Here is a 10,914-nt window from a genome sequence, read left to right as displayed (position 1 = left end):
GGTTTACAAGACGTTAAATGGGCTAAATATTGATACATTGATCAAAATTTAGCCCCTTGTTATTGTGCCTATAGGCAGTAGTTATAACGGCAAGATTACGGCGGTCATCAAACCATTGACCAAATGCTCGGCCTTCTACTACTTATTTTTTATTTTATCGTTGATAAGGTTATGCTTTATTTATGAAAGCCAGTCAGTTTTTGTTTGCCACGTTAAAAGAGACCCCAAGTGATGCCGATATCGCCTCAAGCCAATTGATGGTGCGGGCCGGTCTTATTCGTAAAATCGCTTCTGGATTATACATTTGGTTGCCCATGGGGCTACGCATCTTACAAAAGGTCGAACGTATTGTTCGCGAAGAGATGCAAAATGTCGGCGCACAAGAAGTGCTGATGCCCATGACTCAACCTGCCGAGCTTTGGCAAACGACCGGACGTTTTGACGATTATGGTCCTGAGCTATTACGCTTTAAAGACCGCCATGATCGCGATTTTGTGCTGGGTCCTACCCATGAAGAGGTAATTACTAACTTAGCACAAGGCGAGTTACGCAGTTATAAGCAGCTACCGATTACCTTCTTTCAGATTCAAGGTAAGTTTCGTGATGAGATTCGTCCACGGTTTGGGGTAATGCGCGCACGCGAATTTACCATGAAAGACGCTTATTCATTTCACGTTGACCAGGCGTCACTGGCGAAGACTTATCATGACATGTATGACGCCTATACGCGGATATTTACCCGTCTAGGGCTCGATTTCCGTGCCGTACAAGCAGATACTGGCTCTATTGGTGGCTTTGCCTCACATGAGTTCCATGTACTCGCGGATAGCGGTGAAGATGATATTGCCTTTTCAGACTCATCTGACTATGCGGCGAACGTTGAGCTTGCCGAATCAGTTAGCATCGCTGAGCGTCAACCATCCAAAATGGCACGTGAAAATGTATTAACAGAAGAGATGACGACTTGTAAAATGGTTGCTGAACATTTGGATGTGCCACTAGCAACCACAGTCAAAACCCTTATCGTACATGGTCATACCGAAGACGAAAAGCCGCAGCTGATTGCTATCGTTTTGCGCGGTGATCATCAACTAAACACCATCAAAGCTGAAAAAATAGAAGAAGCCAATGTTCCGTTCACTCTAGCCTCTGATGAAGAATTAAGAGCGGCTGGTCTGCATAAAGGTTACATTGGTGTTGACTTAGATATGCCTGTTTTTGTTGATCGTTCAGCGGCTACCTTGTCAGATTTTGTGACTGGTGCCAACGTGATTAATAAACATACTATTGGTATGAACTGGGCACGAGATGCGAGTATCACTCGTATTGTTGATGTGCGTAACGTCAAAGAGGGTGACCCCTCTCCTGATGGCAAAGGGTCGCTAAAAATCAAACGCGGCATCGAAGTTGGCCATATTTTCCAGTTGGGTGATAAATACTCGCAAGCGATGAATTGTAGGGTTTCAGGTGAAGATGGCAAGCCTGTTACTTTAATGATGGGCTGCTACGGTATTGGCGTTAGTCGTATCATTGCCGCCGCTATCGAACAAAATTATGATGAAGCTGGCATCATGTGGCCGTCAACGCCCAACGTTACAGATTCTCTCGCACCATTTGAAGTGGCTATTGTGCCGATGAAATCCAAAGAAGATACGGTCATGCAAACGGCTACAGCGCTATATGATGAGCTAAAGGCGCTTGGTATCAATGTCTTGTTAGATGATCGTAACGAACGTCCTGGCGTTAAGTTTGCGGATCTTGAGCTGATTGGTATTCCGCACCGTATTGTCGTGTCTGACCGCAACCTTGCTGAAGACAAATACGAGTACGTCAATCGCCGTGATAATGAAAAGCTAATGTTAAACCGTGAAGAGGTTTTAGCAAAAGTAAGCATTAAATAGTTTAATAAGACAATCTTAGCTAATACAAAAGCGCCTATCTCATTAAATGAAATAGGCGCTTTTTTTGTGTTTGATAATTCAGTTGGAAATTACCGAAATCATATAAAGATGATTATTGTCTTACAAACCTGCTTCCTCACCACTCAAATTACTGCCGAATCAAGCGACTTGGCGCTGGCAGTAACGACAGCTCACTGATTCGGCAAGGATTGATATCGATACCACCCCGGCGTGTGTACCATGCGCGTACCATAAGTTTGCTTGGCTCGTAATATTGGCTTAAGTCGGCAAATATCTGCTCCACACACTGCTCATGAAAGCCATTATGCTGACGAAAACTTAAAATATAACGTAGCATAGCGGCATCATCAATTGCGCGTGTGCTGGTCATAATGACCGCTAAAGTGCCCCAATCCGGCTGATTGGTCACCGGACAATTACTCCGCAGTAGATTAGAATAAAAAGTATATGGCTGATTGTCGCTATCGTTCTTTTTAACAGTACTAGATTCTACTTTATTACTATTCAGCAACGACGCATCAGGATGAATACTTAGCCCTACTTTATCCGTACTGCCTGCTAGCGCATTATCAATACAAACGCCCTCAGGCTGACTAATCAACAACCCTGACTGAGCATCGTCTAATGCAAATAACTCGAATTGTACGTCTGCTTGTACGCAAGCTGATAAGTCTGTTGCAACCAACGTTTTTACTTGTTGCCAGCTGTCAAATTCGGTAAAGTTAATACTGTTGAGATACAACTTCAACGATTTAGACTCAACAATATAAGGCGAGCTGGCAGGAATACTAAAGCGTGCCAGCGCCACCTGTGAGATACCTTGCGGATTGAGCCATGACATCTCAAACGCATGCCACCAATCCACCCCAACCGTCAACTTATCTGTCTGCCAACCAATAACGTCACGCCCAATACTACGGGCAATAGGATATAACGTTTGCGGGCTATACTCAGTAGGATAATCGGTAGTTTGCTCGCCTAAAATACCATGAATGCTCATTCGTACTTCCTCGTAATACAGTTGGTCTACTCTAAAACGGATACAGTAAGCAGGGCTGTGGGAAAGTTTCGAAGCCTCTGGAGTGGCGCAGCCGCACAGCAAGCGAGAAAATTTTGCCAGCCTTATGAGTTTATGACCCGTATCTATTTTATTTAGTATTCACCATACCTAATTTTTATTAACATTATCCGTTACTGTTATTTATTACTAACTATTAATAGTTATCTATTACCAACGTTGCTCTCTATAACTTTTAGTTAGGTCGATATTTATCTACAAGCGAATCCGCGAGCCATTACTCAGTAGTCGATAAGAGATAGTATAAAACACCACGCAAAATACAAAAATGGCCACCATCGAATACCAAACGTTGACATCAGAATGACCGAGGATACCGTAACGGAATGCGTTAACCATATAGACGATAGGATTCAGTAGTGAGACGTTGTACCAAAATGTAGATAAGTTTTCCATCGAATAAAAAACCCCGCCAAGAAAGGTCAGCGGTGTCAGTACGAAGCTTGGAATAATAGTGATGTCATCAAATGAGCGTGCATAGGCCGCATTAATAAAGCCGCCAAGCGAGAACAAGATAGACGTTCCAAGCACCGTAAATATAGTGACAAATAGATGCTCGATACCCAGCTTAGTAAAGAATAGCGCCACAATAGAGACGATAAGAGCAATAATCAGACCGCGAAAAATACCGCCACCGATGTAACCCATTAATATGGCGTGCTTAGAAACTGGAGATACTAACAGCTCTTCAATACTGGCTGTAAATTTAGCACTAAAAAAGCTCGATACCACGTTAGAATAACTATTGGTAATCACTGCCATCATGATGAGCCCCGGGACGATAAACTGCATGTACGGTACGCCGCCCATCTCCCCTACCCGCGAGCCAATCATCTTACCAAAAATGACAAAGTATAAAGCCATGGTAATGACCGGTGGCAACAGGGTTTGTGGCCAAATACGAAGAATTCGACGAATCTCTTTTACTAATATAGTTTGAAAAGCAATCCACTTTTTGGCCCAAGACATGGTCTCATTAGGATCTATAGTTACTGGCTGTTTCATAACCCTGCTTCCTTCATACTGTCCTCACTCTGAACGTTTTTGTCTACTAGCCGCATAAATAGCTCCTCTAGACGGTTAGATTTGTTACGCATGCTGGCAACCTCTATTTCAAGTTTGGTGAGCTGCTCAAAGACACAGTTGAGAGTCTCGCCTTTACTCAAAGTCACTTCCACAGTTAGCTCATCAGGCTGGGCAATCTCTGTTACTTTATCGATGACTAAAGGCTGAGTGAGCGGTTGAGTCAAATCTAACACAAAGGTCTCAACGGACAATTGCGCCAGCAAGTCTTTCATTTCAGTATTAATACGAATCTCACCATGATCCAAAATCGCAATACGCTTACACAGCTGCTCAGCTTCTTCTAAATAGTGAGTGGTGAGAATAATAGTGGTATTTTCTTCAATATTAATTTGCTGCATAAACTCCCACATCGAGCGACGCAACTCAATATCGACACCAGCGGTTGGCTCATCAAGAATTAACAGCTTGGGCTTGTGAATCAACGCGCGAGCAATCATCAAGCGTCGTTTCATACCGCCAGATAACTCGCGCGATTTGCTGTCTCGTTTATCCCATAGACCCAAGGCTTTGAGTAAGCGCTCGGCGCGTGGTTTTGACTCTTTGGCAGAAATACCAAAATAACCTGCTTGGGTTATCAGAATATCTTCTACTTTTTCAAACATGTTGAAGTTGAATTCTTGCGGTACTATGCCTAAATACTGCTTGGCCACCGAAGGATTGGCTAATAGGTCAGCACCAAAAATATGCACACTACCGTTAGTCGGTTGAAACAAAGAGCTGATAATACCAATCATCGTTGATTTACCCGCCCCATTTGGCCCCAGTAGCGCAAAAAACCCACCTTGCGGCACGGTTAAGGTGACATTTTTTAACGCCGAAAACCCGTTGTCATAAGTTTTGGATAAATTCTGGACGGAAAGCGCTGGTACCTCAGACATGAATACCTCTATTGGATTATAAAATTCATTTTTAGGATGGATAGTGTAATGTCTTAAAATAAGGTTACGATTGGCAAATTTCAACCATGCTTTAATGCAAGCACAACATTAATAATACCAATCATAAAAAAAGCACCTATCTCATAGACTGAAATAGGCACTTTACAAGTTGGTAACGCATATCATAAATAAGCAATTTCATCTGTTATTGAATAACATCAGACACAGATCAAAATATGAATAGCCATCAGACTAACTGGCTGCACTCACCATATAATCTACTGCATTTTGAACTTCTTCGTCAGGAATATCGGCACCACCTTTAGCTGGCATAGCGTTGAAACCATTTATAGCATGCGTATATAGGGTCTCTTTGCCCTTAGCAATACGTGGTCCCCAAGCGCCCGCGTCACCAAAAATCGGTGAACCGAGCAAGCCCGCTGTGTGACAGGTCTGACAAACAGCATTATATACCGTACCACCATCACGAGGGCCGTCACCCGCTGAGGGGCCAGACGAGCGCACAGTCACATTACAAATATCACCTTCTTCAAAACACACTTGGCCAACAGGCTGAATACGTGCGATTAAATTGGGATATAAGGCAATTAGCTTTTGCACTTGCGGGGTTTCGACAGGAACAGGTTCTTCGTCAGCAGCAGGCGCTGCTTGCGCAGTCTCGTCAGCAGGAGCAGCATCTGTGGTGTCGGCGGCAGCCTGTACATCATCACCTAGCACTTCAGGTGCCTTATCGACAACGTCCTGTGCTTCTGCTACATCAGAGACAGTTACAGGCGTATCTCCGATATCTTCAGCTTGGCTCACCGCGATACTAGCGATTCCTAGAATGGCAGCTGCCGATAACATCACTACTTTTCTCATTCGTCACGTTCTCTTATTACATATACAAGGGGCTGGCACAACGTAAACGTCCTGTTTGTCCTCCTGTGATAACGCACAGTCATCAATAGCAAACGGTCGTTAGGTCAGCGGGCACAATTGTAATCGGTGATCATCAATGGTCATTCTCCCTGACATTATAAGGGAAAAGAGGGGTGGATTGCCATGCCTGTTTGCTGACTATGTTGTTTTTTCTCAAAAAACCTTAATAGCTGGCCTCACTCATTGGCTTTTTGGCTTTTATTTGTTAAACTAAGCGGTCTTTATTTTTTGACATACTTCAAAATATTAACCATTAATCGGCAGTATTTTGAACAGTACATTATAAATAGTCACATCATGCGTTCGTAGCTCAGTTGGATAGAGTATCGGTCTCCGAAGCCGAGGGTCGTGGGTTCGATTCCCGCCGAGCGCACCACTTCTTTGATTTGTCTTATCCTCGCGCCACTTATTCCTTATCTAGTATTACCTCTAAAACCCTTTAGGAACTTCTATATTAATAAAAGTCAAGGATTGGGAGATGTCATGGCTGCATTGTTTTTTGCATCTGCATTCTGGGTGATAGTGACCGTTTGGCTACTATTAAAACGATAAGTAGCCCTACTCTGCATCTTGTAAATTAGTGCTCAGCTGAGCACGGCTAGGTGTGCGGTGATAATTAATAATAGGCACGTCACCTAAACGGCGCTGACCAGTAGCGAGCTTTTTATCAATGGTAATCATCGCGATTTTTTTGCCCTGCTTGATGACAAGTAAATGATTGTTCTTACGGGACACTCGGTAATCAGGGAAATATTGTTTGAGCATGGCAGCCGTTTTTTGCAGGCCATCATTAGGAGATATTTTTGCACGCGAAGATGCCTTGGTTTTATCATCACTTTTAGCACCGCGCAGATAGGCCAGTAGCCACAAACTGGCAACCACCGCTAGCAATATGACAAGCCACCAAATTCCGTCTATCATAGGGTTATGCATCCATTATTAGCAAGGGTTAAGCTATGTTAGCAGAATTGTCGTCAGAGTTAATCGTTGAAGTGCAGCGTACTGCCAAATTATTAGTCTCAAAACAGCGCATTTGTATCTTAACCGGAGCAGGGGTTTCGGCAGAAAGCGGCATTCCTACTTTTCGAGATAAGCAAACTGGTTTATGGTCGCAATATCGTGCTGAGGATTTGGCGACTTGTGCAGCCTTTGCGCGTGATCCGCAGCTGGTATGGTCATGGTATCAATGGCGTCGGCAACTGGTATCTGATAAAGTACCCAATCCAGCCCACCACGCCCTTGCACAATGGCAACAGCACGCTGAATCAAACAATCAACAGCTGACTCTAATTACCCAAAACGTTGATGATTTACACGAGCAGGCTGGCAGTACCGTGTCCCATTTACACGGTCATCTTTGGCGTAATCGTTGCAGTCGCTGTAATGCGCCCTATGAACAGGGTTACGAACAGTTACCTAAAATATAACCAATTCTAATCATTTATATCTATAATAAGTAAATTAAAAAACAATAAAGAGATAGGGTTATGGGAAAACTGGTTAGTATTGGGGAGGCGGCCAAGCATTTTGGGGTTGCTCAATCGACATTAAGACGTTGGGATGAAGATGGTACGTTAGTCGCCAAAAGAACCGAAAATGGTCACAGACGTTATGATTTAAATGAAGTAAGACCACACCCTTTAAATACACCACCAAAATTAGACCGAAAAACCATTGCTTATGCTCGTGTTTCAAGTCGTGACCAAAAAGATGACTTGCAGTGCCAAGCGCAGGTTTTGGAACTTTATTGTGCCAAACAAGGTTGGCGTTTCGAGACAATCACCGATTTTGGTAGTGGTATGAACTATAAGAAGAAAGGCTTAAAAACCCTGCTTGACGACATTCTTGACAACAAAGTCGAGCGACTGGTAATCACCCACAAAGACAGACTTTTACGCTTTGGTGCTGAATTGGTGTTTATGCTATGTGAGGCGCGTGATGTTAAGGTGGTCATTATCAATCAAGGCGAGGAACTTAGTTTTGAGCAAGAATTAGCCCAAGATGTATTAGAGATTATCACTGTATTTTCAGCGAGGCTCTACGGTTCTCGCAGCAAGAAAAATCAAAAACTAATAGAGGCGGTTAAACAAGTATTATGATCCGTGGTCATATCATCGAACTCAAACCAAACAACGTACAGGCGAACCATTTTGCCCGTGCTTGCGGTGTGGCGCGGAAAGCTTACAACTGGGCCTTGCATGAGTGGCAACGTCAATAGAGAGAGGACAAGGCCTACCGTGACGCCTGTTTATTGGCTGGTATTGAGATTGATTCCAAAAATCTAAACAGACCCTCACAAGCCAAGCTCAGACGCGAATTGAACGCCATTAAACGTGAGCTATTCCCGTGGATGACGGAAGTGACAAAATGTGCCCCGCAAGCCGCAATCATGCAACTGGGCGATGCTTATAACAACTTTTTTAAAGGGCTGGCTGAATACCCCGTCACGCGCAAGCGTGGTAAAGACGATAGATTCAGTCTCTCTAACGACCAATTTGCCATTAAAGGTAAATCCATTCGCATCCCTAATTTAGGCTGGGTGCGCATGAAAGAGGCTTTACGGTTTGACGGTAAAATAATGGCGGCCACCATCTCTAAGCGCGGCGGGAAATGGTTTGTCAGCGTTGCAGTTGATTTAGACCACAGGGTTAAAAAGATTATCAAGACAGGTAAAAGCGTTGGTATCGACCTTGGTATTACCGATTTATTAGTTTTATCAGACGGCACCAAAATTAAAGCACCTAAGCCCTTAGCTAAATATTTAAGCAAATTAAGAACACTCAATAAAAACCTGAGTCGCACTAAAAAAGGCAGTAAAAACAGAGAAAAGGCGAAAACCAAGCTCTCTCGTTTGCATTATAAGATCAGAGGTATCAGGCAGGATTCGTTGCACAAAATAACCTCTAGCTTGGTCAGAGAGTTTGATGTGATTGCGATTGAAAGTCTTAATGTCAAAGGCATGGTTAAAAATAGAAAGCTGTCACGCGCCATTAGTGATTTGGGTTTCTTTGAATTTAAGCGTCAGCTTATCTATAAAGCCAATGAGCAAGGCAAGGTTGTGAAGTCAGTCGGTCGTTTTTACCCAAGCTCAAAGACTTGCTCAAACTGCAATCACATCCTTGGCAAAGATGAATTAACACTAAAGATGCGCGAATGGACGTGTCCTGAGTGTCAGTCCAAACATGACCGCGATCTCAACGCCAGTATCAATATTTTAAATAACGCGACTGTTATTTTAACAGTCGCATAACCCCGCTCATTGGTCGGTGAGTTCCATCGCCAATTAAAAAAGTCTGTGGAGTCGTAGTCAGTCTAAGTCTCAAACGAGAGGTAGCGCATGGCATTGAAGCAGAAAGAAAATTTTAAATCTAGCTAGTTAGATATATTTAGTGAGATTTGAGTAATATTTTTGGAACGGTTCTGACTCTTCTAATGTTGCCCATGAACAAGTTAGTTTTGCAGACCAATTAATAAATTGCGGCCATTGTGACGGTTATATTAGACCCGATATTGTCTGGTTTGGTGAGTCGTTACCTATTGAGGCATGGCAAACGGCAGAAAATGCCGCCGCTAATTGTGAGGTATTTATAAGTATTGGTACCTCCAGTCTGGTCTATCCTGCTGCTGGACTTGCCCAAATAGCAAAACAAAACGGTGCTAAGATTATCGAAATAAACCCCAATCCTACGCCCAATACCGTAGTTGACATCACCCTAGTAGCGAATGCCGGCGTTGTGATGCCGCAACTGTTCAATCAAATCAGTGCACTGTTTTCGTAGCAAGACTAGCAAAGTAACTTTTAGTGCAGCGATTTACTGGAAAATTAATTAGATTGCTTCATCGACTTTAGCTAAATACTCATTTTTTAAATCATTATCTATAAATGAAGATTTGAAGGAGTTTTTTACCAAAGTAACTATATCGCCTTCTGTTATTGGTAGGTTTTCACATAAGTTTATAAAGTTTTGATTTATATAGCCTTTAAAATAGGCAGGATCATCTGAATTGACACTTATATTTAAGCCATAATCTAAAAGCTCTTTTATATTGTGTTCTTTATAGGTTTGAAAAACCTTTAGCTCAATGTTTGAGTTCGGACAAACGGTAAGAGGCATTTGTTCCTCTTTTAGCCTTTTCATAAGCTCTGGGCTTTTAATAGATTGAACGCCATGGTCGATTCTATCAATAGCCAATAAATCTAAAGCTTCATAAATATAGGTAAAATCAGCTTCTTCACCGGCATGCGCGACTAACTTAAAACCCTCTTCTTTGGCTTTTTTAAATACCGCTTCAAACTTTGAGGGAGGGTTTCCAAGTTCTGATGAATCGAGACCAACGCCAATAATATCTTCTTTAAATCTAAAAGACTGTTCTAAAGTTTCAAAGGCTTCTTGTTGCGATAAATGCCTTAAAAAACACATGATAATACAAGAGGTAATGCCATACTTTTCTTTTGCATCAGCCAGAGCTTCTTTGATTCCTGTGATTACCGTTTCAAAAGGTATTCCTCTTGAAGTGTGGGTTTGTGGATCAAAAAATATTTCAGTATGGATGATATTGTTTTCAACACATTTTAGTATGTATTCCCAAGTTAAATCATAAAAATCATCTTTGTTGATAAGTACATTGGCACCAGCGTAGTATATATCTAGAAAGGTTTGTAAATTGGTAAAGTTATATGCATTCCGCACATCTTCTATACTCTCATAGGGAATCTCTACATTGTTCTTTTTAGCCAACCTAAACATCAGCTCAGGCTCCAGTGAGCCTTCAATATGTAAATGAAGTTCGGCTTTTGGCAATCTTTTGATTAAGTCAATCATGTGGGTCCGGTCATGTTTTTTATTTTGGTTAAAAATTTCATTATTTTCTGGTTTCATACAAAAATTTGCACAAATATATTTTTCTGATGTAGAGTTGAAGCGATGTTATAGTCGATTCAAAATAAAAGAGAGTCACTTATAGCAACGTGCTGCTGGTATAAATTTTTCTGGCGTGCTGTTCGCAA

General features: G+C 42.3%; 12 protein-coding genes and 1 tRNA gene. 7 read left to right on the top strand and 6 right to left on the bottom strand.

Going from position 1 to position 10,914, the window contains the following annotated elements; genetic code table 11:
• Nucleotides 1–182: 182 nt before the first annotated feature.
• Nucleotides 183–1,901 (top strand): proline--tRNA ligase, encoded by a 1,719-nt coding sequence (locus tag U1P77_RS00740; RefSeq protein WP_321155567.1) that lies wholly within the window; start codon nt 183–185, stop codon nt 1,899–1,901.
• Nucleotides 1,902–2,049: 148 nt separating this feature from the next.
• On the opposite strand, the gene queF is transcribed toward U1P77_RS00740, so the two are convergent.
• From queF to U1P77_RS00720, 4 genes are all read right to left on the bottom strand, one after another.
• Complete coding sequence (gene queF, locus U1P77_RS00735; RefSeq protein WP_321155566.1) at nt 2,050–2,922, bottom strand: NADPH-dependent 7-cyano-7-deazaguanine reductase QueF; 873 nt, start codon at nt 2,920–2,922, stop codon at nt 2,050–2,052.
• Between the two features lie 273 nt (nt 2,923–3,195).
• Nucleotides 3,196–3,969 (bottom strand): ABC transporter permease, encoded by a 774-nt coding sequence (locus tag U1P77_RS00730; protein ID WP_321156569.1) that lies wholly within the window; start codon nt 3,967–3,969, stop codon nt 3,196–3,198.
• A gap of 32 nt (nt 3,970–4,001) precedes the next feature.
• Nucleotides 4,002–4,964 carry an ABC transporter ATP-binding protein gene (locus U1P77_RS00725; protein WP_321155565.1) on the bottom strand — a complete coding sequence of 321 codons (963 nt, stop codon included), beginning with the start codon at nt 4,962–4,964 and terminating at the stop codon, nt 4,002–4,004.
• Nucleotides 4,965–5,216: 252 nt separating this feature from the next.
• Nucleotides 5,217–5,831 (bottom strand): c-type cytochrome, encoded by a 615-nt coding sequence (locus U1P77_RS00720; protein WP_321156568.1) that lies wholly within the window; start codon nt 5,829–5,831, stop codon nt 5,217–5,219.
• 374 nt (nt 5,832–6,205) lie between these two features.
• Here U1P77_RS00720 and U1P77_RS00715 point away from each other — a divergent pair.
• Nucleotides 6,206–6,282, top strand: a tRNA-Arg gene (locus U1P77_RS00715).
• Nucleotides 6,283–6,464: 182 nt separating this feature from the next.
• Here the strand turns inward: U1P77_RS00715 and U1P77_RS00710 are convergent.
• Nucleotides 6,465–6,827 (bottom strand): hypothetical protein, encoded by a 363-nt coding sequence (locus tag U1P77_RS00710; RefSeq protein WP_321155564.1) that lies wholly within the window; start codon nt 6,825–6,827, stop codon nt 6,465–6,467.
• 35 nt (nt 6,828–6,862) lie between these two features.
• On the opposite strand from U1P77_RS00710, the gene U1P77_RS00705 reads away from it, so the two are divergent.
• The 5 genes from U1P77_RS00705 (at nt 6,863) to U1P77_RS00685 (ending at nt 9,685) form a co-directional block, all read left to right on the top strand.
• Nucleotides 6,863–7,333, top strand: a complete 471-nt coding sequence (locus U1P77_RS00705; protein WP_321155563.1) for a Sir2 family NAD-dependent protein deacetylase — start codon at nt 6,863–6,865, stop codon at nt 7,331–7,333.
• Nucleotides 7,334–7,393: 60 nt separating this feature from the next.
• Nucleotides 7,394–8,005 (top strand): IS607 family transposase, encoded by a 612-nt coding sequence (locus U1P77_RS00700; RefSeq protein ID WP_321155562.1) that lies wholly within the window; start codon nt 7,394–7,396, stop codon nt 8,003–8,005.
• Nucleotides 8,002–8,124: a helix-turn-helix domain-containing protein gene (locus tag U1P77_RS00695; RefSeq protein WP_321155561.1), complete on the top strand. Its 123-nt coding sequence runs from the start codon at nt 8,002–8,004 to the stop codon at nt 8,122–8,124. The genes U1P77_RS00700 and U1P77_RS00695 overlap by 4 nt, the downstream gene beginning before the upstream one ends.
• Nucleotides 8,125–8,157: 33 nt before the next feature.
• Nucleotides 8,158–9,156 (top strand): RNA-guided endonuclease InsQ/TnpB family protein, encoded by a 999-nt coding sequence (locus U1P77_RS00690; RefSeq protein WP_321155560.1) that lies wholly within the window; start codon nt 8,158–8,160, stop codon nt 9,154–9,156.
• Nucleotides 9,157–9,376: 220 nt separating this feature from the next.
• Nucleotides 9,377–9,685 (top strand): SIR2 family NAD-dependent protein deacylase, encoded by a 309-nt coding sequence (locus U1P77_RS00685; RefSeq protein WP_321156567.1) that lies wholly within the window; start codon nt 9,377–9,379, stop codon nt 9,683–9,685.
• 48 nt (nt 9,686–9,733) lie between these two features.
• Here the strand turns inward: U1P77_RS00685 and U1P77_RS00680 are convergent, their stop codons facing one another.
• Nucleotides 9,734–10,729 (bottom strand): adenosine deaminase, encoded by a 996-nt coding sequence (locus tag U1P77_RS00680; RefSeq protein ID WP_321156566.1) that lies wholly within the window; start codon nt 10,727–10,729, stop codon nt 9,734–9,736.
• Nucleotides 10,730–10,914 lie beyond the last annotated feature (185 nt).

The organism is Psychrobacter sp. LV10R520-6 (genome assembly GCF_900182925.1).
In the GTDB taxonomy this organism is placed as follows: domain Bacteria; phylum Pseudomonadota; class Gammaproteobacteria; order Pseudomonadales; family Moraxellaceae; genus Psychrobacter.
Note: the sequence above shows the minus strand (reverse complement) of the source record. Positions and strands in the feature narration are given on the sequence as shown.